The following is a 24509-nucleotide window of genomic DNA, read 5'->3' as shown; positions in this document are numbered from 1 at the left end:
AAGGCGGAACATGTTGGCCATGACCACCGACGTCCAGCGCACGCCCGAGCTCCAGCGCGCCTCACCGGAGCCGCGCGCGTACACGCGCCGCATCGACTGCTGCGAGGGCCGCGCCCGCCCCGCGGCGGGCGCCCCGGAGCGCGGCGGCGCTCCCCTGCAGGCCGGGGCGTGGGAGCACACGCGGCGCAGCCACACCTGACGGCGGGGGCCGTCCGGCCCCCGTTCCCCGAGACCAACATCACCGGAACAATGTCCCAGGCCCAGATGGAGGCCCCGGCGCCCCCGCGCGAGTTCGACCCGGAAGAGCTGCGGGTCAGCCGCCTGCGCGCCGTGCGCGGCCCCAACTTCTGGCGGCTGGCGCCCGTCATTGCGTGCGACCTGCGGCTGGGCGCGCTCGAGGACGTGCCCACCACCGCCATCCCCGGCTTCAACGAGCAGCTGCTGGAGCTGATGCCCACGCTGTACGAGCACCCGTGCTCGCGCGGCACCGAGGGCGGCTTCATCGAGCGGCTGCGCGAGGGCACGCACCTGCCCCACGTGCTGGAGCACGTCGCCCTGGAGCTGCAGACCCTGGCGGGCACCGACGTGTCGTTCGGGCGGGTGGTGGAAAGCGGCGATCCCGGCGTCTGGTGGCTGATCGTGGCGTACGAGGAGGAAGACGTGGGGCTCGAGGCCGTGCGCCAGGCCGTGCGCCTGGTCAAGGCCTGCATGAAGGGCGAGCCGTACGACATCAAGTTCGCCGTCGAAGACCTTCACGACCTGCTGGAAAGCGTGCGGCTGGGGCCGTCGACCGCCGCCATCGTCGAAGAGGCGCGGCGGCGGGGAATCCCCGTTCGTCGGCTGAACTCGCATTCCCTGGTGCAGCTGGGGCTGGGGGTGAACCTGCGTCGGGTGCAGGCCGCCATGAGCGACTACACCAGTGCCATCGGGGTGGAGATCGCCCAGGACAAGGACGACACGCGCCGGGTGCTGGGCGCCATCGGCCTGCCGGTGCCGGAGGGGAGCGTGGCCACCACCCTGGAGCGGGCGGTGGAGGTGGCGCACGAGATCGGCTGGCCGGTGCTGCTGAAGCCGCTGGACGCCAGCCACGGCCGGGGCATCTCCGGGCGCATCGACAACGACGAGGGGGTGCGGGCCGCGTTCGAGGTGGCCGCGAAGTTCTCGCGCAAGGTGGTGATCGAGCAGTACGTCACCGGCAGCGACTACCGGGTGCTGGTGGTGGACGGCAAGGTGGCCGCCGTGGCCGAGCGCGTCCCCGCGCACGTGGTGGGCGACGGGCAGCACACCATCGCCGAGCTCATCGTCATCGCCAACCAGGACCCGCGCCGGGGCCGGGGGCACTCGCGCACGCTGACGCAGCTGCCCGACGACGCGGCGACGGACGCATACCTGGCCTCGTCGGGCCGCAGCCAGCAGGACGTGCCGCCCGCGGGCGAGCGGGTGTACCTGCGCGCCACCGCCAACCTGTCGACCGGCGGCACCTCCATCGACCGCACGGACGAGGTGCACCCCGACAACGTGACCGCCTGCGAGATGGCGGCGGGGATCGTGGGGCTCGACATCGCGGGCATCGACGTGCTTTCGCCCGACATCACGGTGCCCTTCCGCGAGAACCGCGCGGTGATCATCGAGGTGAACGCCGCGCCGGGGCTGCGGATGCACTCGCACCCCTCGGAGGGCAAGCCGCGCAACGTGGGCGCGCCCATCATCGACATGCTGTACCCGCCGGGGTCGCCCTACACCATTCCCGTCGTGGCCATCACCGGGACCAACGGAAAGACGACGACCACGCGGCTGACGGCGCACCTGTTCCGGCAGACGGGGAAGACGGTGGGGTTCACGACCACGGACGGCGTGTACCTGCAGAACCGGCTGGTGATGGAGGGCGACATGACGGGCCCCTTCAGCGCCAACATCATCCTCTCGAACCCCACGGTGGAGGTGGCCGTGCTGGAAACGGCGCGGGGCGGGGTGATCCGGGCCGGGCTGGGGTTCGACGAGTGCGACGTCGGCGTGGTGCTGAACGTGGCGGCCGACCACCTGGGGCTGCGGGGCATCAACACCGTGGAGCAATTGGCGGAGGTGAAGTCCGTCGTCCCCGCGGTGGTGAAGCGCGAGGGGCACGCGGTGCTGAACGCCGACGACCCGCTGGTCTACCGGATGCGCGACCGCTCGGGGGGCGACATCGTGCTCTTCTCGACCATGCAGCCGGGCGAGAACCGGGTGTTCGACGACCACATCGAGCGGGGGGGCATCGGCGCGCGGGTGGAAGACGGCGAGTTCGTCATCCGGCGCGGGCGGCTGCGCATTCCCATCGCCACGCAGCGCGAGGTGCCGCTGATGATGGGGGGCGCCGCGCGGTTCCAGCAGCAGAACGTGCTGGCGGCCATCCTGGCGGCGTACGTGCAGGGCGTGCGCTACGACACCATCCGGGCGGGGCTCCTTTCGTTCTTCCCGTCGCCGTCCATGACGCCGGGGCGGCTGAACCTGCTGCGCCTGGGCGAGGTGCGGGTGCTGGTGGACTACGCGCACAACCCGGCGGCGGTGGAGGGGCTGGTAGAGACGGTGCAGGCGCTCCCCGCGCGCCGGCGGGTGGGCGTGGTGGGCGCGCCGGGCGACCGCCGCGACGAGGACATCCGCGGGCTGGGGCGGCTGTGCGCGACCCTGGACCACGCCTTCGTGAAGGAGGACACCGACCTGCGGGGCCGCGATCCGGGCGAGGCGGCGGGGCTGGTGGTGGAGGGGCTTCGTGAGGGCGGGATGAGCGAGGACGCCATCGAGATGGTGGGCGACGAGTTCCAGGCGGTGGACCGCGCCCTGGCCGCGGCGGATGCGGGCGACCTGGTGATGGTGCTTGCGGACAAGGTGGATGCCGTGCTGAAGCACGTGCAGAAGCAGGCGCCCGAGCCGCACTGAGGGGCCCCCTCCCCCTGGCCCCCTCCCCCGCAAACTGCGCGGGAGAGGGGGAGTTGTTGGTCGAGGTGCGGTTCGGGGGGTGCGGTGCGGGGGGTGCGGTGCGCGCCCCGGGCGCCCCCCATCCCCAGCCCTTCCCCCGCAAACTGCGCGGGGGAAGGGAGCCAGTGTGGTGCGCTTCCCAAGTCGCGGTGGCACAAGGACCTGTCATCCTGAGGCCCAGGCGCACCCCACCTGCCCCCAGCACCGACTACGCGGGCCGAAGGATCTCGCCGCGGACACGTACCAGCCCGGGCGCGGCAGCGGTCACCGTAGCCGAGGCCTCCGGCTGCCGTGGGGCCCTCACCCGGCCGCGCTGACACGCGTGCCACCCTCTCCCACAAACAGCGTGGGAGAGGGGGTACACTTCGGGGGGTAAGGTGCGTCCTCAACCCTGCTGGGGCGACTGAAGTCGCGGCAACGACGGCCCAAAGTCCGCCTGCGCGGACTGCACGCGCAGCCGAGCGCGCCGGGCCAGCCGGAGCGCGGTTCAGGTCTCCCCCTCCCCTGCGCAGCGGGGGACGGGGGCCGGGGGGAGGGGGCTCCCAGAGGCATGCACCGCCCTCGGTCGAACCCCAATCGAAGTTCCCCCCTCTCCCGCGCAGTTTGCGGGGGAGGGGGAACCCGCCGCATGCACCTACCCCCCTCGAACCCACCGAAGCCCCTCCGCCCGCCCTCCACCCCTATTCCCTGGCTCCGCACGCACATAGCCCGGGCGGCGCGATGAAACTCCGGCCGCGTTGCGGGGTTGTAACCAGCGCCGCCGGAGTCCGCGGCTCTGGAAACCGATCAGGGAGAACGGATTGCTGGGTGCCATCCCGTGGGCGGTCGTGACGGCCGCCTTCATCGCCGTTGTACCGCTGGACGCGCAGGTGCGTCCCATGTCGGCCGAGGTGCCGGCGCCCGCCCGTGCGCGGGCGCCCGGCGCGTCCGCCGCCGACATGGCGCGCAATTGGTACGGCGAGCTCCAGCGCCTGAGCGGGCACCTGGCGCAGGTGCACGAGCGCGCGCTGCAGAACCCCGAGCTGCGGCGCCGGCGCGACGCTCTGATGCAGGGCATTCAGCAGGCGATGGACGCGGCCGACCCGGAGCTGCGCACGCTGGCCAGCCGCGCGCGCCAGATCCCCGCCGAGGTGCAGACGGCGCAGCGGCGCGGCGACGCGCCCCGGCTGCGGTCGCTGGACCGCGAGGCGGCGCAGATCCGCGCGCGCTTCATGAACGTGGAGGCGGGGGTCATGCGCCAGCCCTCGGTCGCGCGCCAGGTGCGTGCGTACGAGGAGCTGCTTCGCCGCGAGATGATGCGCATCGAGCCGCTGACCGAGAGCCTGCTCGCCCGCAGCGCCGACCTCCAGCGCCTCCTGCAGGCAGCACTCGGCCAACAGCAACAGGACTGACGAGCGGCGCCGTAGCCGAAGATTTGCGGCGGACAGACGATCCAGCGCCCCGGAGCCTCCCTGGTTCCGGGGCGTTTTGCGTTGCGTCTGCGGCATCGGTCCGCCACGTGGCCAGTCTTGCATTTTCTATTTTGCAAGCACATATTGTCGGGTATGATGACGCAAAAACAGCAGGCTCGAATCGGCGGCCGCCTCAGGACGCTGCGTGAAGAGCGGAACCTGAGCCAGGAGTCCCTATCCGCGCGGCTCGGGTTCAACGACCGGCAGACGCTCGCCGCGATCGAAGCCGGGGAACGGCGCATCGCGCCCGATGAGCTGGTTCGCGCGGCGCACGTGCTGGGCGTCGACGTCGATACGTTCCTCGATCCCTACCGCCTGGTCGGCGAGGGCTCGTTCAGCTTCCGCGCGAAGGACGTCGATCCGGAAACGCTCTCGAAGTTCCAGGAGCAGGCGGGGAGGTGGATCGCCACGTACCGCGAACTGGGGATGCAGGTGGGGTGCGAGCCTCGCCGCCTCGGCCACAAGCTCGAGCTGACGGAGCGTTCATCGTTCGAGGACGCGGCCGCTAGTGCCGACCTGCTGCGGGAGCGCTGGGACCTGGGAAACGTGCCCGCGGACCGGCTGGAAGACGCCGTGCATCGGGAACTCGGGGTGCTGGTGCTCTACGTGGACGCCCCCGTGGGAATATCAGGCGCCGCGTCGCACCTGCCCGGCCAGCACACCATCGTCGTCAACCGCCGGGAACCGGCCGGCCGGCGGTCGTTCGATCTCGCCCACGAGCTGTTTCACCTGCTGACGTGGGATGCCATGCCTCCCAAGCGGATCGAACCGCAGGAGGTGAAGCGAACCAAGGGCAATCGCGTGGAGCTGATGGCCGAGAACTTCGCTGCCGCCCTCCTGATGCCCGCGGAGATCGTGGCGCGTGGCTGGAGCACGCGTGGCGACGAGGACGTGTCCGTGTGGCTCGCCCGCACGGCGGCCGAGCTGCGGATCAGCACGCAGGCCCTGCAGTGGCGCCTCGTGAATCTCGGGCTGCTGTCCAGGGCGGCGGCCGCGGCACTCCCGCCCGTGCCGCGATCGAGCCGCGTATCGGTGGATCAGGCGCCGCCCCTGTTCAGCAGGCCCTTCGTGCAGCGGGTGGCGGACGCGGTGAACGACGGGCGGCTCTCGCTACGCCGCGCAGCCACGCTGCTTGGGGTGACGGTGCTGCAGTTCGCGCAGGTGTGCGCGGCGCACCAGCATCCGCTTTCGTACGATCTGCCGGGCTGAGCCGCAGGTGCTGATTCCGGGCAGGACGTTGAGAGACACCGTCGCGCTGGTAGACACCAACGTGATGATCGAGGCGGTCCGGGTGCGGTGCTGGAACGCACTGTCAGGGGCGCTTCGGCTGGAGACGGTGGCGGAGTGCCGGGACGAGGCCGGCCGGGGTGACCGCTCCCGCCCCGGCTACGTTCCGGTGAGCGAGGCAGACCTCGCGCGCCTGTCGAAGGTGCACCCCGTCACGGACCTGGAGCGTGCGGTGTTCGGGCTGGCCTACGGCGGGTCGCAGAACATGGACGGCGGTGAGCGCGACCTGTTTGCCCACGCGTACGCGCGCTCCTCCGCGGGCGACCCGACTTGGGTCATCTGCTCTCCGGATCGAGCTTCGATAAGAGCGGCCGTCGCGCTGGGGTGGCGAGACCAGACGCGCTCCCTGGGCGAGCTGGCCGCAGCGGTCGGTGCCCGTCCGAACCCGCCCCTGGCCGATCATTTTGGCGAGAGGTGGCTCTCGGACTTGTGTACGGCATACCTCCTGGGCCGCTGACCAGGGGCGCTTCCCTGTGTCCTCACCTCTCCATAGGATACCCGTCCCGAGATTGCAGCACGTCCTCGCGTAACGCGTCCGTTGTTCAGATCGTGGGTTCGCGGATGCGTGCCTCGCGGCGGCTTTCGCGCAGGTGCCACAGCTCGTCGCGGAACACCTCGAACGCCGTCGTGAACGTTTGCGCACGCGTGGCCGAGGGCGCGCCCGTGAAGTTCTCGACCGCGCGCTTGAGCGCCGTGTCGTCGCTGTAGCCGCAGCTTTCCGCCACGTTGCGCACCGTGCGGTTGGCTTCTTCCAGCAGCGTCAGCGCCAGCAGCACCCGCATCCACCCCAGCAGCCGCCGCGGCGTGGGCAGCCCCAGCTCGGCCGTCCAGTCGGCGACGGTGCGCTCCTGAACGGCGAAGATGGAGGCCAGCACCTCCCGCCCTCCCCCGTCCACCACCGTTTCGGCCGCCGCGCGCAGGAGCGTGCGCGCGTGCTCGCTCACCCACACGGGGAGCTGCGCCTCGATCCGGCGCTTCAGCGGGCGCGCGTGGGCCCGGCGCAGCGTGGGATGCATGGACGCGAAGGTGCGCTCCAGGTCCAGGTTCACCACCTCGCTGATGCCCGTGGCCAGCGCGGCGCGCAGGTGCTCGGCGCTGGCCGCGCGGAACGAGAGCGCCACCACCGCCGGAACCGAGGGCGTGGCCCGCATCAGCTGCTCCAGCGCCTGCAGCGCGCCGTCTCCCGGCTCGGTGCGCACCAGCAGCACCGTGCTGGGCGGCGCCTGCTGGGCCTGCTCCGCCAGCTCCGCCCAGGTGGCGCACCGGCGCACGCTGTAGCGTCCTTCGGACGATATGTGGTCAAAGTGGTCAGACAGGAGCAGCACCGTCCGGGTGGCGTGGTCCACCAGGCCGGGAGGCGGAACGACGGGCGACTTCATTTCAGGCGTCTGATGTGTTGCACGTGGGGTGGGGGACCGCGCATGTTGGGTTGACCACTTTATCCACTTACCGCATCCCGGATGTCTCTCATGCCACGATTCACGTTCTGCGCCGCCGTCCTGGTGGTGCTCGCCGCGTGCGGCTCCGACGAGCCCCTGCATCCCTCCGCCGCTGCGCCTGCCGGAGGGGCATCCAGCTCCGGATCGCTTCCGGCCGACTCGACGCAGGCGAAGCCCGGCGCCGGGGGCATCCTGATCGGCGGAGCAGGTTGATGTAGTCGCGGCTCTGTGTGGGCGCGGATAAATACCGCCGTCTTCGAGCATCGGGACGGCGTGTCCGGAGCGTACGAGGTCGGGGGCATCCCGCCGAGTGGGGGGATGCCCTCATTTCGTGCACCTGATGTGTTGCAAGTGGACGTGGTGAGCGTGCATCTTAGATGGCTCCTTCATCCACTTCACGCTCCTCTCGCGGAGGTACCTATGCGCCGATTCACCATTTCCGCTGCCCTGCTGCTCGTTCTTGCCGCGTGTAGCTCGAACGATCCCACGGGTCCGTCCACTTCTCTGCGTGGATCGGGGGCATCCGCGTCCGAGGCGGCCGCGGACACGCTCCCGCCCCCGCCGCCCCCGCCCTCCGACTCGACGTCGGAGACGACTTCCACTCAGTCGCCTGGCGGGATCATGGTCGGATCCGGGACGTAAGCCTTCACTCGAACTCCTGGGCACCCGCCCCTGTCGCGGGTGCCCAGCGCTGCTCCATCAGGGATCGGGCGAGATGCGCCGCCAGATCGTGTCCTGCGCCACGACCGCTTCTCTTCATCCGCAGCTGATCATCAACCGCCTGACGCCGATCCAGGTGATCCAGCGCGGATTCTGCCCTCGCGAGAATCTCACCGTCGCGCGTTGCTTCCGCCGCGGCTCGCGCGATGCCAAGGGCGAACTCGGCATCTTCCCACAGCTTGAGGCTTAGCGCACCCAGGCCCAACTCGAGCGCCGCGGGCGCGCGCAGATGATCGACCGCACCGCTGTCCAGCAGGCGCCACGCTTCCGACCACGCCGCGAAGAACGCCTCCACGTCGCCCATCGCTCCCGCCGCTCGCGCGGTGCTCGCGGCGACGCGGGCCTGCCGGTCGGGAATCGTGAAGCGGCCCTCCATCTCCCGCAGGACGCGAAATGCCCGCGGGAAGTGGCCTTGCTGAATCCAGAAGTGCGTAACGTCGAGTGCGAGGTCCTTGAGGTTGGAATGCGCGGACCCGTAGGCGGTGGCTGCCTGCCGCGCGTACCCCTCGGCCTCATCGAACTGGCCGGCGTACGTGGAAACGACGAACAGGTCGTGAAGCGCCTTGGGAATCCACTCCGCCAGCCGGTGCCGCTTGGCCACGCGCAGGGCCGACTTCAGCATTTCGCGCCCTCCCGGCAGGTCTCCCGCGAGCACCCGCAGGTTTCCGGCGCTGATGGTGGCGATCGCCTGCACTTCGGCATCGCCCGTCCACACCGCTACCCTGCGCGCCCGCTGAAACCACTGGCCCGCCTGCGGCGTCCGGCCCTGCTCGCGAAAGAGGCACCCCGTCATCCAGGCCATTCGGGCGTTGTTGGGCCAGGCGGCGGCGGCGGCTTCGGCGAAGGCGAGGGCGGTGCCGTGCGCGCCATCCCCGATCGCCCAATCGGTGATCGCCAGGCACGCCTTCGCCAGCCGCGGCACGTCGACGTCGTCGGGGCGGCACATCTCGCCCGCGATCACCCCCACCGGCGCCCACAGCGCCTCATCCACCCCCTCGGTGGTAAGGACCTGTGCCTCCCACGCGCGCATGCCGTCGCCGTCGAACAATTCACTGTCGTGCGCCGCCCACTGGGCCCACGCCATCACGTGGCGCAGTGCCTGGAACAGGTGCAGCGAGAAGGGCGTGGGTGCCTCGAACATGATCACCGCGCCCAGCACCTCCGCCCCGGGCACCGCCAGGGGAAAGGCAAAGTCGAGCGGTGCGGGGGGCAGCTCCGCGCTGCTCTGGTGTCGCTGAGTGGCCATGAATGATCGGACCCGGTGGGAGAACATTCCACAGCGCCCCAGACCGGGCGCCAGTATCCGCCGCTTAGTGTACTTCGTGGCGTCGCGTGCGTCTACAGCCTCTAATGAGGGTTGGACGCGGCCGGCGCAGGGATACGCAATCTGTCGACAACGTGGCATTTGCGCCACGCGCCGTGCGTTCCCTTGCCATGGCGGCGCCGGGGCGCCACAATCGGGCGGGCGATACGCGTGCTTTCCCGAAGGTGTTACAAGATGTCTGAACCGATCCGGATCCTCCTGGTGGAGGACAACCCCGACAACCACGAGATCTTTCGCACCATCCTGGAGCACTTCGGGTTCGAGGTCCATCACGCGTGGACGGCCGAGGAAGGGCTGGAGATGGTGAGCGGCGTGGCACCCCGGGTGATCCTGATGGACATTGGTCTTCCGGGGATGGACGGGGTGTCGGCGACGCGCATTTTGAAGTCCGATCCCGCCACGGCCGGCATTCCCGTGCTGGCCATCACCGCGCACGCCCTGACGGAAGACCGCAACCGGGCGCTGGAGGCGGGCTTCGACGCCTACCTGACCAAGCCCATCGAGCCCAAGGAGGTGGTGGCCGCGGTGATGCGCTGGACGGGCCCCGCGCAGCCGGATGCAGGGCAGGGGAGCGGCGGCTAGGGGCGGGTGGTCTGCACGGGGACGGCGTGCTCGCACAGGCGCGACAGGTCGCCGTCGGACAGCTCCTCCCACCCCGGCGGAACCTGGTAGAAGCGCCGGCGCTCGTTGGCGCTCTGAAAGGTCAGCCATCCCTCGACGGCGTCTTCGTGCAGGTGCGCGCCCGCCGCCTCCTCGCCCAGGCGCAGCGTGGGCTTGGTGTCCCACACCTGCCACTCGATCCCCCGCTCGTCACGGATTTCGCGCAGCGACATTCGCCTCTCCCCTCCCCGTGGGTTCCCCCCGCCCGTCCGCCCATCCCCGCATCCTCCGTTCCCGGCGCCGCCCGGGCGAAGGGGGCCGCTCCTTCGGCGTCCTTCCTTCTTGTCGTCTGCACGCGCACCGCACCTGCCGAACGCGCGCGTTGTCATCCCGATGGAGCGGCCACGCCCCGCCCAGCCCCACGCAATGCCAGGCAGCGACTGAGGGATCCGCCACACACTTGCCCCCGCGCGCCTGAACGTCCGGTTCAGCCGAACCCAGTCGCCGACTCACGCACCGCACCTGCCGACAGCCCGCGCCACCACATGAGACCCCATCGTGCCCATTCTTCTCACCGCGGCGAGAGCCGCGAACGGCGGTGAGGGTGACGGGAGAACCTCGATGCGCTTCGCGAAGTGTGTGGCGGATCCCTCAGTCGCTGCGGTCTACGAGGTGGGGGCAGGTTCAGCGTGGCCGCTCCATCGGGATGACATCGTCTAGGCCGGGTTGCAACGCCACCGCGCGGCGCAGCTCGGGGAGGCGGCGGTACAGGTCCTGGCCCGGGCAGAGCGTGGGGGCGTTGTCCTTGTGCCCGGTGATGAGCTCCGGGGGCACGCGGTAGCGGCGCGCCAGGTGGGCCACCAGCCGGCGCAGGCTCCGGTACTGCGCGTCCGTCACCGGCTCGTTCTCGAAGTTGCCCTCCAGCACCACCTGCACGTGCCCGCGCAGGTCGTACCGGGTGTTGGAGTCGCCCACGTAGCCCACCTCCCGCCCTTCGCCCACCGCGCCGTCGTGGGCGATGTAGTAGTGGTAGGGGATGTCGGCCCAGGCCTTCTTGATGCGGCCGTCGCCCAGCGTGCCCTCCTCCTGCGAAAAGCGCTGCAGGGCGCGCAGCTTGTCGGCGAGCGAGCGGGCCGGGTCCTGCGCGCCGGCGGTGTGGTGCACGGTGATGCGCACGGGCTGGTGCGGCTGCATGGGCAGCACCGGCGCGCGGGCGCCCCACTGCGCGCGGGTGACGATGGCGGGCTCGTCCGCGGGGCGTGGGGCGCCCGCCGGGCGGCAGGCGCCGGTGGCGGCGGCCACGATCAATGCGATGGATAGGCGAGAGAGAGTGTGCATGGTCCGATGGCGAGAGGCGGATGGATTCGGGCCGGGCGATGCGTGGGGCTGGCTTTCGGCCGCGGAGGTGTTTACGTTGTCCACTAATCAATCACCACGTACACTTTGATGATCGCATGGACAGAGACCAGGGACAGAACCGGGTTCCCAAGCGCCGCGGGCCCACGCCCAGGCACCTGCGCAATCCGCGCCCGGCGGGGCCGCGCTGCCCCGCGCGGTGCATGGGCGGTCGCGTGCTCGGGTCCGAGAGCGGGTCCATGAGCACGCTGTGCCCGCAGTGCGGCGGCAGCGGCGAAATGCTGCTGTCGGCCGCGGCGCTTTCCGCATAGGCCCTTTCCGCGCGCCGGCCGGGGTCTCGGGCCCCGGCTGGCGCGCGGATGGCCCGACGGCTCGCGGCGGTGCTCCGAACGGGTGCGGCCGGGCTTTCCGTCCGCGTTCGCTTGGCACCCCGCCACGAGCGTCGTTGTTCCCGATGCCTCGTGTCCATCGGCGCGCGGGCCCCCGCGGGCCGGCGCAGCTTTCCTGCTCGCCGGCGTGCGCATCCGGCAGCGGCCGCGGGCGGGGCTACCCGGTGGCGGTGCCGCCCGCCGCGTCGGCCGTGGCGGGCAGGTACAGGGTGAAGACCGTGCCGCGGCCGGGCTCGCTTTCCACCCAGATGTAGCCCGACGCCTGCTTTACGATGGCGTAGACGATGGAGAGCCCCAGGCCGGTGCCCTTGCCCTCGGCCTTGGTGGTGAAGAACGGGTCGAAGATGCGCTCGCGGGCGGCCGGGTCGATGCCTTCGCCGGTGTCGGCGATGGTCATCACCGCGTAGCGCCCCGGCATGATCCGGAATCCCCCGCCGTCCTCCCCGGGCGGCACCTCGCGGCTGCTGGTGCTCACCCGCAGCGTTCCCCCCTGTGGCATGGCGTCGCGCGCGTTGGCGGCCAGGTTCATCACCACCTGGTCGATCTGGCGCGGGTCCGCCACCACGTGCAGCGGCCGCTGCCACAGCTCCGCCTCTACCTTGATCGCCTGCCCGATCAGCCTTCCGGAAAGCTGAAGCGCGTCGCGGACGGCGGCGTTCAGCTCCACCCGCTGCGGCTGTACGGCGTTGATGCGGCTGAAGCCCAGCAGCCGCCGCGCCAGTGCGCTGGCGGCGTCGAGCGCGTGCAGCGCCTGGCCCAGGTCGTCGTGCGCGGGGGTGTCGCGGGACAGCTGCTGCCGGGCCATGTCGGCGTTGCCGCGGGCCACCGTGAGCAGGTTGTTGAAGTCGTGGGTGATGCCGCTGGTCAGCCGGCCGATCACCTCCAGGCGGTCGGCGTGCTGCAACTGCTGCTCCAGCAGGTGGTTCTGCGCCTGCAGCCGCCGCTGCAGGAAGTGCGCGTCGAGCACGTTGCCCACGCGCAGCAGCGCCTCGTCTGGCTCGAAGGGCTTGGTGATGAAGTCGCGGGCGCCGCCCTGGAAGGCGCGACGCCGCGCCTCGGGTGTGGCGTCGCCGGTAAGCACCAGCACGGGCGGCATGCGGCTGCTGGGCAGCGCGGCGAGCTGGTCCAGCACCCCGAATCCGTCCAGGTGCGGCATGTGAAGGTCCAGCAGCAGCAGGTCGGTCGCGCGCTCGGCCACCCGCGCGGGCACGGTGCGCGGGTCGGCCGTGGTTTCCACCGAACGGTACCCCGCGCTGGTGAGGATGCGCGAGAGCAGGTGCAGGTTGGCAGGCTCGTCGTCCACCACCAGCAGGCGGGCGTCGGGGTGCGCGGCGGGCGGCAGGGTCATGCGCGGTTCGTCGAGCATGCGGCGGGTCCAGGCCAGGTTCGGAAGCTCCGGATAGCTTCGTCCCGACGCCCGATTTCACGGGCCGGGCGAATCGCTAAAAGTATCTGTGTTAGGCTGGAAAGGAAACGTCTAAATCGTAACGGTCCGCTGGACTTGATCAACACGCGCCTAGCGCGCAGCGTCTGCGCGCACGCCAGACTCGCGCATGAACAGCTGTGAAGGCGTAAAACGGACGCGCGGCTAAGGAGCCGCTGCTTGCTATCGCCACAGCCCGCACGCGACCGCCAAAGCGGAGCGCGCGCCTCGGCAGCCCGCGAATCGGCCGCAGCTACATTGCCGGAACCGTGGGCCAATGTTTAGATTAGGGTTTACAGGTGTAAACCCCTCCATCGTGCCTTCATGAATTCTCCACGTAAGCCAACGTATCTGGATTTGTTCTCCGGTTGTGGTGGTCTATCCCTCGGATTTCGGCAGGCCGGGTACCAGCCGCTGCTCGCTATTGATTGGGACCCAGCCGCGGTCAACTGTCACAACGACAATCTTGGCGAACCCAACCATCCGGCTGCAATCCAGCAGGATTTGAGCAAGCTGCGAACCCACGACGACGTTGCTGCGCTTCTGGAAGCGCGCGGCATTCGTCCGGGGGATTGTGATGTACTGGCCGGCGGCCCTCCATGTCAGAGCTTCTCGCTCGTCGGACGGACAAAGGTCCGCGCGCTCATGCAATCCAGTGAGGAGCGCAAGAATACTTGGGCTAACATCACGGCGACGCGTACGATGCTCTTCGAAGCGTATGCGCTGTTCCTCGAACATCTGGCGCCCCGATGGTTCCTGTTCGAGAACGTCCCAGCGATCAAGAGCCACGCGATATTCGGCCAGATCATAGACCGGTTCAATAATCTGAATTCACCAACAGGCCGAAAGTTGACGTATCGGCTCAGCGCCAGCAACTACTGGGCATCAGATTTTGGAGTGCCGCAGCGCCGCCGCCGGTTTCTAATGGTTGGCTACCTAGAAGATGCTGGGATTCCCGGGTGGACGCCTCCGCAGCGGCGTCCGGCGGTCAGTGTCGCAGATGCATTGAGCGACCTGCCGGATATCCCAAGCGGACATAAGGGACACCGGCTGGATCATCCAATCCCGCCGCGCACGGAGTATCAGGCGCGCATGCGCGAACCTGGTGCGGATAAACAGCCGGTGCCGCTCTACAACCACATCACCCGACGGCACAACGCCGACGATCTCGCTCTGTTCGGCCGCATGCGGCCGGGGGCGAAGTTCAGCGACCACGACGTGCAGGAGGCGATTCGGGCAATCAACCCGGATCACAAGCTGCTCAAGTACTCCGTCGAGAAGTTTCAGGACAAACTGCACAGGCTCGATCCGAGCCGCGCTGCGTGGACGGTGACTGCGCACCTCCAGAAAGACTGCTACAAGTTCATCCATTATTCCCAGCCCAGGACAATCAGCGTGCGAGAGGCTGCACGGCTTCAGAGCTTCCCGGACTCGTTCGTGTTCCCACCGACCCTCGGTCCATCGTTTCGCCTGATCGGGAACGCCGTGCCGCCGTTGCTGGCGCAGGCATTCGCCGAATCCTTCCGAATGTCTGATCCAGAATTGTCGTCAGGGGGGAGGTGCGCAGCGACCATGCAGCATAACCTGCTCTAGCAGTAATCAGAGCGTTCCGCTTCGAGCGTCGACTCGACTGCGAAGCCTCGCCCCGTAATGCAGAAAGCCCTCACCGGGCACGACTCGCAAGCGGGCTTTCGCGCGGTACATACGAGTGCTCCAAGGTCGAGCAAGGCCAAGTTTGATTCCCGGGCCGTTGTCGGGCTCACGAGGCCCTTGACGTGCTGGTGCACTGCACGATTCCGCCGAGACGAATCATTCACCCGGAACCCAAATACGCGAGATGCGATTCGGACAGTATTCGTATCGACGACCGCGTCCGGATACCCGAAAGCAAAACAGCGGACCGCCGCCGCGATGTAATGACCGATTCCAGGAAGGGCCTCCAAATCTGCCTTCCCTGCCGGTACGTCGCCAGCATGCCGGTTCATGATCTCGCGTGCGCAGCGAAGGAGGGTATCAACGCGCCATCGCAGACCGGCTGGTGCGAGAATCTTGTGAACATCCTCATCGCGGGCGGCCGCGAGATCCCGGACCGTAGGATAAGTACCGAGCAACTCGTGATATAGTGGTTGTACTTGATCGGCACGCGTCCTGTGGAGCAGCACTTCAGCGACGAGCACGTGGTACGGATTTGTAGTCTCTCGCCACGTATACCGTCGCTGGTGCGAGTGCCACCACCCAAGGAGACTAGAATGAAAATTAGGCGAGAGATCCATCATTCAGGACTCGGCAGGTTGGAGCAGACACCAAGATTTCTGCGGTTGTCGTGGCACGGACCACAGGCTCAGGCGTGCGTACCCTCAGGAAACGCATGAGTTCTGCGCCCGGTGGCGTCTTGTGTTTCCCGCACTGAATCTGCTATTCTGTGGCGCTACCCAAATTGACCTCCTTTCGGCGCTCTCCACCCATGTCCCAACAATCGCAAATCGGCATCGCGGAACACGAGCAATATGACGATGTAGCGCCGGACGCGTCGTCGATGATCGAGTCGATGCGTGCCTACGGCTATACTCTCCAGACTGCAATCGCCGACCTTGTGGACAACAGCATCGCGGCAGGATGCAAGTCAATCTGGATACGATTTGAGTGGGCAGGCGCTGACTCCTGGATCAGTGTTTCCGATGACGGCTCCGGAATGACAGAGGCTGAGTTGGTGTGCGCGATGCGATTGGGGAGCAAGAGCCCTCTCCAGCCGCGTAGCCCAACGGACCTTGGCCGGTTCGGGCTCGGACTGAAAACCGCATCGCTATCTCAGTGCCGCCGCCTGACCGTCACCGCTAGGCCCAAGCCGGGCCAGGATGTGGTTCGTCGATGGGACCTGGATCATCTGGCGCGCAGCGATGTTCAAGGGTGGCAGCTGCTCCGCTCCGCTTACCCCGGCTCTGAATCGCGAGCGGCCGTCCCGGATGAGCTTGAGCGTGGCACGGTGGTGTTATGGGAGCACCTTGACAGGCTGGTCGGTCCAGCTCGAAAGGACGACAACCGTGCGAAAAGGCACTTTTTCGCGGCCGTGGCAGACGTTGCCACCCACTTAGGAATGGTGTTTCACCGCTACCTCGATCGTAGTCACAACAACCGGATCCAGATCTCAATCAACGGCGACTGGGTTACCCCGTGGGATCCGTTTCTGGAAAACCACCCAGCTACGGAACCTACGCCCGAAGAGGAAATCGTCCTACCAGGGTTCCCGGCGCCCATCCGTTTGCGGGGGTTCGTGCTGCCCCACAAAGATCGATTAGGTGATGCGGCGCACCAGGCTGCCTCCGGGCTGGCGGGATGGAATGCTCAGCAGGGCTTCTATCTCTACCGCAATGAGCGGCTCATAATCGCCGGGAGCTGGCTCGGGCTAGGGGGGGCGCGCCCGTGGACTCAAGAAGAACACTACAAGCTCGCGCGTATCCGTCTCGAGATTCCAAATACAATGGATCACGTCTGGCAAGTTGATGTGAAGAAATCAACGGCACAAGCGCCGGCGTTGATCCGTGACCGCCTCACAGGACTCGCCCAAAAGGTTCGTATCGATGCTAGAGCGGTGTACGCCTACCGTGGAAAATATGGACCGCGGACAAAACTTGAGGAGATCAGGCGTCCGTGGAAATCGGTTCGCCAGAATGGAATTATCAGGTACAAAATCGACCGGGAGCACCCGCTGGTCGGGTCCGTCTTGGCCGGGGCGGAACGTCGAGCCGAGATCGAAGCCGTGTTTCGGGTTTTGGAGGAGACGGTCCCTGTCGAACAAATCTGGCTCGATTCTGCGGAATCGCCGGACGCCCTTCGTGCGCCGTTTCACGGTAGCACGTCGAACCAAGTTCGCACGCTAGTCGAGGTGGCATACCGAGCGATTCGCCGCAACCAGCAGTTGAGTCATCACGATACGGTTCTCGCCCTACTGCAACTGGAAGAGTTTGCGGGCGAGGAAACCCGGGCAATCATCGCTTCACTCGCACCGAAGAACAATAAATGAATCAGGACTACAAAGACGTTCGAGCTGCAGCCCAAGTGCAACTCGCCAGGAAAATCAAGAATGGGGGCGCAGGGTTACGAACGGAGGACATTCAGGAAGTCGTTCAGCGAGCCAGCATCTATATGGGCTGCACGGAGGTTGATCAGGGCAGCCTAGTAGCGGATCTAGAGTCGTCGTTCCAAACGACTATTGGAGCGGCTAGAGCGCTTGTCGGGCGTGATGAGGGCTATGAGCCTTGGCTTCCAAAGAAAAAAGCGGAGATCAACTGGGCTTTCTGGTCCCGCTATGAGAGCTACCTGCTTCAAGAGCAGGGCTGGCCGCAGGTCAGCCTCGACAAACTCGACGAAGTGTCGGATCAGGTACTGGGGCTGCTGACGGACCCCACCCGGAACGGATCATGGGACCGGCGCGGCATGGTTGTTGGCCATGTGCAATCGGGTAAGACCGCGAACTATGTAGGCCTGATCTCCAAAGCTGCGGATGCCGGATACAAGCTTATCGTGGTACTTGCTGGATTCCATAAGAGCTTGCGGACGCAGACTCAGATCCGTTTGGAAGAGGGTTTCCTTGGCTATGACCGGAACGGCGCGAACCTTGGGGCGGGGCTGTCGAACATCACTCGCATTGGCGTGGGCCTGCTGGACGGAGCCCCCAAAGCGGATTCGATCACCACGCGTGCCGATGATGGTGACTTTAAGCGGAACGTGGCGAACAGCTTTGCGATCTCACCGGGCGGAAATCCGTTGTTGTTCGTGATCAAGAAGAACGCGTCAGTGCTGGAAAACCTGTTGGGTTGGGTGCGGTGGGCAGCGAATGCCAAGGATGAGCAGGGTCAGCCTTACGTAAAGGGCGTACCGCTGCTGGTCATCGATGACGAGGCCGATCAGGGCTCGATTGACACGAAGGAGGGGGCCGTCCGAGAAGACGGTGAGTACGACCCAGAGCATAACCCTACGATCCTGAACCAGCGAATTCGAAAGCTTCTCCACCTTTTTGACCAGAGCGCCTACGTTGGCTATACGGCCACACCGTTCGCTAACATCTTCATTCATGAGCAGGCCCGTACCGATGAATTTGGGGAGGATCTCTTCCCCCGCAGCTTTATCGTGTCACTTCCAGCCCCGTCCAACTATGTTGGACCTGCCCAAGTCTTCGGGCTTGAAACCGAGGCAGGTGCAGTACTCCCTGGCTTGCCGATCGTGCGCCTCGTGAAGGATCACGCGAAGTCTCTCGATTTGCGCGAGAAGCTTGGGTGGATGCCTCCCGTACATAAGAGTCACCACGTCCCGCAATTCAACGGCTTGGATGAGATCCCCCCTTCGCTTGGTGAGGCGATTCGCGCATTCATTCTCGTGTGCGCGGCTCGCCTCGCGCGGGGGCAGGACACGGCCCACAACTCTATGCTTGTCCACGTAACCCGTTTCACTGCGGCGCAGAACCGTGTAGCCGAGCAAATCCGCGGCGAACTGCACGACCTCCAGCGTAGGATCAAGTTTAGTGATCCGGAACTGGCGGAAGAACTCCAAGAGCTGTGGGAATCCGATTTCGAACCGACGACTGCGAAAGTCGCGGCTCAATACCCTGACCGTCCTTGGACCCACGAAGGGTGGGAACAGATCGCACCCCGGGTGAAGGAGGCAGCGCTCTCGATTAAGGTGCGAGAGATCAACGGCCAAGCGGGTGAGGTGCTCGATTATGTCAAGCACGAAGGTACCGGCCTGAACGTCATCGCGATCGGTGGGGACAAGCTCTCTCGCGGGCTCACGCTGGAAGGGCTCTCGGTGAGCTACTTCCTTCGTGCCTCGCGCATGTACGACACTCTGATGCAAATGGGTCGCTGGTTCGGATATCGGCCTGGATATCTGGATCTTTGCCGCCTGTACACGACGCCCGACCTTACCGACTGGTACTCCCACATCGCCGGCGCGAGCGAGGAATTACGGGAGGACTTCAACCGCATGGTGGCTAGCGGTGGAACTCCTCGCGATTTCGGGCATCGGGTCAAGTCCCACCCTGCCATGCTGGTGACGTCACAGGTAAAGATGCGGCATGGAACAACGATCAACGTGAGTTTTGCGGGAGATATCAGCGAAACGATTAACTTCTGGCGCTCACGTGGTAAGCTGGAGCGCAACTGGAACGCCGTCCAGCAACTCGTGGCGGGGCTAGAGCAGACCGGCATCCAGCCTGCGCGGGTTACTGATGATACGGACACACAGCCGGCCGGCGGTTGGATGTACACGGGTGTGCCCCATACCGGTGTTATTGATTTCCTTACCGGGTACCAGGAGCATGCAGCATCTAAGAAGGTCAAGACGAAACTGCTGGCCGACTATATCCGAAAAGAAGCGGAATCGGAGCGGCTGCTCGAATGGACATTGCTCGTGGCCAGTGGCAGCGGCAGCGCACAGACTATCGCGTCGATCAGCGTGCCCCGCGTAGCGCGCAGCTGGTTCCTGACCGGCGATGATCTGGCGGAACAAGAGATCCTGAAGCAGCAAAACCATTTCCGGATTCGACGTCTGGTCAGTCCAACTGACGAATCGCGCGACCTCACATCCGAAGAGTATAAGCGGGCCTTTGAAGCTACCCTTACGGATTGGTCCGACGATCCAGGCGACCGCAAGAAGCCGTCGCGGCCTAGTGGCCCCCAAATCCGCCGAGCTAGACCCGCAACCCGTGGGCTACTGATCCTGTACTTGCTTGATCCCGGCGACACCCTTGAGGACAAGGTAGAGCCGGATGCCGGGCATCTACCTATCGTAGGGTTTGCCGCAAGCTTTCCGTACGTTCACCCGGACAAGGCATCAAAGGTCGCTTATGTGGTGAACAACGTTTACTACCGACAAGAGTTTGGCCGGCCCGGGTACGATGACGAGGACCAAGAATGATGGAGTTGTCGAAGACTTGGGACGAACTTCGTCCGGACGGCGGCTCCGATGGTGCGTATGTGAGATTACGCCTACCGTCCGTCCCCTCCTGTGCCGTTTACGCGGCAAAAAGGCACATCACTGGGCTAGAGGCGCTGGTCGTGGAGGTTGCCACTGCGTCCCTCCCAGCGGGCGTCACACTACCGACATCGAGGGGATTCGATCTCACAAGCGAGCCAATAGAGGCCGGCCGCGACGGCCGGACCCGCTTAATCCTCGAACTCGCCCATGTAAGGTTTCGCGACATCTTCCACACCCTGTGTGAGGATCTGGTTCGGAGTCTAACGGCGGCGAAGACTGACCAATCCGCGATGCGAGAGTTCATCTCGCGACTCGCGCGCTGGCAAGCGTTCCTGCACCGCCACCCTCTGGACGGATTGCCGCTCGAAGTGAGGCGAGGACTCTATGGGGAACTGTCGTTCATCCAATTCCTTTTCGACCATGGGCATTCTCCCGAGCGTGTTATCGCGGGATGGACGGGGTACCATGCTGCTAGTCACGATTTTCAGTTCGCCTCTGGTCATGTCGAGGTAAAGACATCTGCGGCGAGCACGCCTCACGTCTTCCGCGTCAGCAATGCTTCCCAGCTCGATGACTATGGGATTCCAGCTCTGTTCGTGCACCTCGTGAAAGTAGCAGAGGGTGAGGGCGGCACCAGTACGCTGCCGGATGCCGTGGAAAATATCCGCAGCGTACTGGACGAGCATTCCCGCGCCGTCTTTGACGACGGCTTACTTGAGGCGGGCTACACAGATGCTCACCGAAGTCTGTATTCTACACCAAGGTACTCGATTCAGTCGCGCAGATTCTTTCGAGTTCGTGACGGATTCCCGCGGCTACTCGCAGCCGATCTTCCATCTGGCGTTGAGGACATTCGCTACGGTGTCGCGATTCCTGCATGCGCACCGTTCGAGGTAGGTGGACCGAGTGTGATTTCTTTGGTGTCCCCTAACGATACAGACCAGTAGTGAGCGATCAAGAACGTTTCTCCGAGTACCTAGATACCCTTCGGGCTCGCATCGCCGATCATTGCCTCCGCCCGGGAGAGGATCTGTCTGACGTGGCACCGGCCGGCTTCCGAGAGGAGGCTTTCACGGAGGTTATGCTGGAAACGCTGGAAGATCTGGGTCAGACGGCGGGACACGAAATTTGCTACTTTGATCGGAAGTTAGGGCGCTCAGTCGGACGGCTGAATGCGTGGTACTATAATGAAGAATCTGGGGAACTTGATCTAATTACAACCCTGTTCAATGGGCTTAGAGATCCGCGCAACGTAGGTACAACCGAACTTGCCCAAGTGGTGAAACGCGCTGTGCACGTTTTCATGGCCGCTCGTGACGGTATACACCTCGAGATGGAGCCCGCGTCCGCATCGTACGACCTGATGCAGCGGGTGCATGAGATCTGGACGTCCGTTGATCGAGTTCGAGTGGTGGTGCTGGTTGACGGCATTGCAGACCGCAGCGGAAGTTCGCCCGTTTTTGATTGGAAGGGGCCTGACCTCCAGGTTGATATTTGGGACCTTCGCCGTCTGTTCCGAGCGGCATCGTCAGGGTTACCGTACGAGCCGGTCGAAATCGATTTTGTGGAGCGCTTCGGAGCACCACTTGCGTGCCTCCCGATGCCCGAAAGCAGTGCTGACTATGCGAGTTTCCTAGCGATCCTCCCCGGAGCAATCCTTCACGCGCTTTATCACGAGTTCGGGGCGCGGTTGTTGGAGCTGAACGTTCGCTCGTTTCTACAGGCGCGGGGTAAGGTCAACCGAGGAATCCGCGATACGTTGAAGGTTGAGCCAGCTCGCTTTTTAGCCTACAACAACGGGATCTCTGGAACGGCAGAGTCGGTGCAGTACACCGAAGGCAGTAACGGCGTCCCCGCAGTGCACAAGATCGTGGGTCTTCAGGTGGTGAATGGCGGCCAGACTGTTGCGTCCATTCACCGGGCCAGGCAAAGAGACAAAGTAGACCTCTCGGACGTATACGTCCAAGCGAAAATTACCATCGTACGCCCAGAGCACATCGACACTCTCGTGCCCTTGATCAGCAGGTTCGCGAATACCCAGAACCGGGTGAACGAAGCGGATTTCTCCGCAAATCATCCATTCCATACCCAGATTCAGCGGCTGGCGGATACGATATGGGCGCCGGGAGAACAGAGTCGCTGGTTCTACGAGCGTGCCCGTGGTCAATACCAAGTGGCGAGAGCGCGAGATGGAGATTCTCCAGCGCGTTTGAAGCGCTTTGATGCAGCGACGCCGCCAAGCCAGCGTTTCGACAAAGTCGACCTCGCCCGCTATCTGAACACGTGGGATCAACTCCCTCACGTCGTGAGCCGTGGTGGTCAGAAGAACTTCGTGTATTTCATGGAGAACTTGGCTCGCTCGCGTCCCGTTATAGAACCCGATTCCGAGTTCTATCGAAAGCTGGTTGCCAAAGCACTCCTTTTCAAACGGGCTGAACGGATTGCGAGGGAGCATGCTTTTCCGGCGTACCGAGCCAACGCTGTGACATATACAATTGCGCTTCTCGCGTACCGAACTGCCGGTCGCATTGATTTGGAAACCACCTGGAATCATCAAAGCGTACCGCAGAGCTTGGTCGACGCGCTCTATGCGTGGATGCCATCCGTTCACGACCAGCTCGTTAGGTCCGCTGCAAATCGCAACGTGACTGAGTGGTGCAAGAAGGAAGAGTGTTGGCACAACGTGCAGACACTTGCAGCGGACATTCCAGGCACGCTCGAAGCGGAACTCTCGCAACAGCAACCACTCCCCACTGTTGGCGACTCAGCTGGGCGCCGGGGGGTGGGGCTCGGTGCCGCCGATCGTGAGAACATAGCGCGGGTGATGCAGGTTACAGCAGAGGAATGGATTCATCTCTGTGGCTGGGGTGCACGAGCCGGCACCATGAAACAGTGGCAGATCGGCATAGCCACCACGCTCGCGAGCTACGCGGCGGGGGGGTGGCTGAACGTCCCGTCACGAAAGCAGGCTCTTCAAGCAATCGAGATATTGAGAATCGCGGAAGACTCCGGAGCGCGTCTGCAAGAAGAAGATGAATGAGCGCCTGCAGGTGTGAGACGTGCTGAACCCGGGTGGCTCCTAGCTGCTGCGAGTCGGTCTGCACCGCAAGTGGCTGCCCGCCGAGCCCGCCCCACACGCGACGGGGAACTAAGATAGTTTATTGCGTTCAGACCCACACGCCGAACGCGTCACCCAAACACACTGAGGCGATGCTGCCATATCAGAGAGCTCAAGTTGGAATGGCGCAGCTCAAAGCTGCAGTCTTTGAGCTACTACAGAGTGTCCAAGAGGGAGGGCTCACCAATGCGCAGATTGGTCGATCGCTCGGGATCTATTCAGGCCACGTTGGCCACGAAGGTCACATCTCCCGCACCCTTCTAGCGATGCTGGAGCAAGAGGGCGTTGCCCGGCAGGACCCAGGGACCCGGCGCTGGGTTCTACGTCGGCACACCGCGGAGGCGGCTGACGACTAATCGCGGGGAAGCGGTTCGCCTTGGGTGATCCAGTTCCGATGCGGTGACACCGAACCCGCTCTACCGTGGCCGAACCGGAGCGGGCTTTCGGCGTACTACGGCCCATGCTCCCCATCCGCATCGAGCCGCAGCTGCTCACGCCGTCCAGGGAACCCCCGGAAGGGGACCGCTGGATCCACGAGGTGAAGTACGATGGCTACCGCCTGCTCTGCCGGGTGGAGCACGGCCGCGCCCGCCTGTTCACCCGCCCCGGCAACGACTGGACGCAGGCCCTGCGCGGCATCGCCGCGGCGGTGGAGGCGCTGGGAACGGGCGACGCGTACCTGGACGGCGAGCTGGTGGCCATCGGCCCGGACGGCGTGCCGGACTTCGAGGCGCTGCGGCGGTCCCTCGGCGGGGGCCGCGGCGCGCTGCCGCTGGTGTACATGGTGTTCGATGCGCTGTACGCGGGCGGGCGATCGCTGATGGGCGCAGACCTGCTCACCCGTAAACGCATTGTGGCCCAGCTGGTGCGGAAATCGCGGGAGGTGCGGTACACGGACCACCTCGCCGGCGGCGCGGCGGCGCTGTACCGGGCGGCGAAGGCGGCGGGGCTGGAGGGCATCGTCTCCAAGCGCGCCGACAGCCCCTACCGGCCCGGCGTCCGCAGCCGCGACTGGCAGAAGGTGAAGTGCTATCACCGCTACACGTTCACGGTGACGGGCATCTCCCGGTCCGGAGCACGGTTGAGCGACGAGGCAGGCGAGCACGCGGGCACGGTGCCCATCTACGGCGGCCCGCCCCGCGTGGGGCAGCCGGTGCAGGTCCGCGCGCTGTGCTGGCGCCCGGGGCGCCGGCTGAGGCACGCCGTCATCCAGGGCGGCTGATCCAGGCGATTTTGGGTGGAATGCACGGCAACCTCTTCAAGCTGCGCGGCTTCGCGACCAGCCGCAGCTGCCCCATCTGCGGCGGCGAGACCATGCGCACGCAAGTGACCGGCGCCTTCGACACGCTGCTGGGCGTGGTGAAGCTGCGGCGCCGCTCGTGCCGCCGGTGCCTTCGCCAGTGGATCGCGCCGCGCAACCTGCGGCCCCCGCGCGACGAGCCCTACCCCTGACGCGCCACGGCCCGCCTCCCCCA

21 protein-coding genes are annotated in these 24509 nt (G+C 65.8%); 15 read left to right on the top strand and 6 right to left on the bottom strand.

Going from position 1 to position 24509, the window contains the following annotated elements; genetic code table 11:
• Positions 1–19 precede the first annotated feature (19 nt).
• From VGB24_RS18090 to VGB24_RS18070, 5 genes are all read left to right on the top strand, one after another.
• Positions 20–199 carry a hypothetical protein gene (locus VGB24_RS18090; RefSeq protein ID WP_331074353.1) on the top strand — a complete coding sequence of 60 codons (180 nt, stop codon included), beginning with the start codon at positions 20–22 and terminating at the stop codon, positions 197–199.
• 50 nt (positions 200–249) lie between these two features.
• Positions 250–2916 carry a cyanophycin synthetase gene (cphA, locus tag VGB24_RS18085; protein WP_331074352.1) on the top strand — a complete coding sequence of 889 codons (2667 nt, stop codon included), beginning with the start codon at positions 250–252 and terminating at the stop codon, positions 2914–2916.
• Between the two features lie 839 nt (positions 2917–3755).
• Complete coding sequence (locus tag VGB24_RS18080; RefSeq protein WP_331074351.1) at positions 3756–4346, top strand: hypothetical protein; 591 nt, start codon at positions 3756–3758, stop codon at positions 4344–4346.
• A 153-nt stretch (positions 4347–4499) separates the two neighbouring features.
• Complete coding sequence (locus VGB24_RS18075; RefSeq protein WP_331074350.1) at positions 4500–5615, top strand: XRE family transcriptional regulator; 1116 nt, start codon at positions 4500–4502, stop codon at positions 5613–5615.
• Positions 5616–5643: 28 nt separating this feature from the next.
• Positions 5644–6150: a hypothetical protein gene (locus VGB24_RS18070; protein ID WP_331074349.1), complete on the top strand. Its 507-nt coding sequence runs from the start codon at positions 5644–5646 to the stop codon at positions 6148–6150.
• 85 nt (positions 6151–6235) lie between these two features.
• Here the strand turns inward: VGB24_RS18070 and VGB24_RS18065 are convergent, their stop codons facing one another.
• On the bottom strand, positions 6236–7072 hold the full coding sequence (locus VGB24_RS18065; RefSeq protein WP_331074348.1) for a helix-turn-helix domain-containing protein: 837 nt from the start codon (positions 7070–7072) through the stop codon (positions 6236–6238).
• A 90-nt stretch (positions 7073–7162) separates the two neighbouring features.
• On the opposite strand from VGB24_RS18065, the gene VGB24_RS18060 reads away from it, so the two are divergent.
• Entirely contained in the window at positions 7163–7345 is a 183-nt protein-coding gene (locus VGB24_RS18060) for a hypothetical protein (protein WP_331074347.1), read from the top strand.
• 433 nt (positions 7346–7778) lie between these two features.
• Here VGB24_RS18060 and VGB24_RS18055 read toward each other — a convergent pair whose 3' ends face one another.
• Positions 7779–9098, bottom strand: a complete 1320-nt coding sequence (locus tag VGB24_RS18055) for a hypothetical protein (RefSeq protein ID WP_331074346.1) — start codon at positions 9096–9098, stop codon at positions 7779–7781.
• Between the two features lie 252 nt (positions 9099–9350).
• Between VGB24_RS18055 and VGB24_RS18050 the strand changes: the two genes are divergently transcribed.
• Positions 9351–9758 carry a response regulator gene (locus VGB24_RS18050; RefSeq protein ID WP_331074345.1) on the top strand — a complete coding sequence of 136 codons (408 nt, stop codon included), beginning with the start codon at positions 9351–9353 and terminating at the stop codon, positions 9756–9758.
• On the opposite strand, the gene VGB24_RS18045 is transcribed toward VGB24_RS18050, so the two are convergent.
• Both VGB24_RS18045 and VGB24_RS18040 read right to left on the bottom strand, forming a co-directional pair.
• Positions 9755–10009, bottom strand: a complete 255-nt coding sequence (locus tag VGB24_RS18045) for a hypothetical protein (protein ID WP_331074344.1) — start codon at positions 10007–10009, stop codon at positions 9755–9757. The genes VGB24_RS18050 and VGB24_RS18045 overlap by 4 nt on opposite strands.
• 451 nt (positions 10010–10460) lie before the next feature.
• A complete protein-coding gene (locus VGB24_RS18040; protein WP_331074343.1) occupies positions 10461–11114 on the bottom strand; it encodes a peptidoglycan recognition family protein in 654 nt (217 codons plus the stop codon).
• A gap of 116 nt (positions 11115–11230) precedes the next feature.
• Between VGB24_RS18040 and VGB24_RS18035 the strand changes: the two genes are divergently transcribed.
• The gene (locus VGB24_RS18035; RefSeq protein ID WP_331074342.1) at positions 11231–11443 is read left to right on the top strand and encodes a hypothetical protein; all 213 of its coding nucleotides are present in this window, start codon (positions 11231–11233) and stop codon (positions 11441–11443) included.
• Between the two features lie 235 nt (positions 11444–11678).
• On the opposite strand, the gene VGB24_RS18030 is transcribed toward VGB24_RS18035, so the two are convergent.
• The gene (locus tag VGB24_RS18030; RefSeq protein WP_331074341.1) at positions 11679–12887 is read right to left on the bottom strand and encodes a sensor histidine kinase; all 1209 of its coding nucleotides are present in this window, start codon (positions 12885–12887) and stop codon (positions 11679–11681) included.
• Between the two features lie 381 nt (positions 12888–13268).
• Here VGB24_RS18030 and VGB24_RS18025 point away from each other — a divergent pair, with 381 nt between their 5' ends.
• The gene (locus tag VGB24_RS18025) at positions 13269–14537 is read left to right on the top strand and encodes a DNA cytosine methyltransferase (protein WP_331074340.1); all 1269 of its coding nucleotides are present in this window, start codon (positions 13269–13271) and stop codon (positions 14535–14537) included.
• Here VGB24_RS18025 and VGB24_RS25490 read toward each other — a convergent pair.
• On the bottom strand, positions 14534–15217 hold the full coding sequence (locus VGB24_RS25490) for a hypothetical protein (RefSeq protein WP_414676733.1): 684 nt from the start codon (positions 15215–15217) through the stop codon (positions 14534–14536). The genes VGB24_RS18025 and VGB24_RS25490 overlap by 4 nt on opposite strands.
• 191 nt (positions 15218–15408) lie before the next feature.
• Here VGB24_RS25490 and VGB24_RS18020 point away from each other — a divergent pair, with 191 nt between their 5' ends.
• From VGB24_RS18020 to VGB24_RS17995, 6 genes are all read left to right on the top strand, one after another.
• Positions 15409–16965 (top strand): ATP-binding protein, encoded by a 1557-nt coding sequence (locus VGB24_RS18020; protein ID WP_331074339.1) that lies wholly within the window; start codon positions 15409–15411, stop codon positions 16963–16965.
• Positions 16962–19856, top strand: a complete 2895-nt coding sequence (locus VGB24_RS18015) for a Z1 domain-containing protein (RefSeq protein ID WP_331074338.1) — start codon at positions 16962–16964, stop codon at positions 19854–19856. The genes VGB24_RS18020 and VGB24_RS18015 overlap by 4 nt, the downstream gene beginning before the upstream one ends.
• Positions 19853–20863, top strand: a complete 1011-nt coding sequence (locus tag VGB24_RS18010; RefSeq protein ID WP_331074337.1) for a PD-(D/E)XK motif protein — start codon at positions 19853–19855, stop codon at positions 20861–20863. The genes VGB24_RS18015 and VGB24_RS18010 overlap by 4 nt, the downstream gene beginning before the upstream one ends.
• A gap of 134 nt (positions 20864–20997) precedes the next feature.
• Entirely contained in the window at positions 20998–22956 is a 1959-nt protein-coding gene (locus VGB24_RS18005; RefSeq protein ID WP_331074336.1) for an AIPR family protein, read from the top strand.
• A gap of 538 nt (positions 22957–23494) precedes the next feature.
• Entirely contained in the window at positions 23495–24256 is a 762-nt protein-coding gene (locus VGB24_RS18000; RefSeq protein WP_331074335.1) for a hypothetical protein, read from the top strand.
• Between the two features lie 20 nt (positions 24257–24276).
• Entirely contained in the window at positions 24277–24486 is a 210-nt protein-coding gene (locus VGB24_RS17995; protein WP_331074334.1) for a hypothetical protein, read from the top strand.
• Positions 24487–24509 lie beyond the last annotated feature (23 nt).

Source organism: Longimicrobium sp. (genome assembly GCF_036399935.1).
Taxonomy (GTDB): domain Bacteria; phylum Gemmatimonadota; class Gemmatimonadetes; order Longimicrobiales; family Longimicrobiaceae; genus Longimicrobium.
Note: the sequence above shows the minus strand (reverse complement) of the source record. Positions and strands in the feature narration are given on the sequence as shown.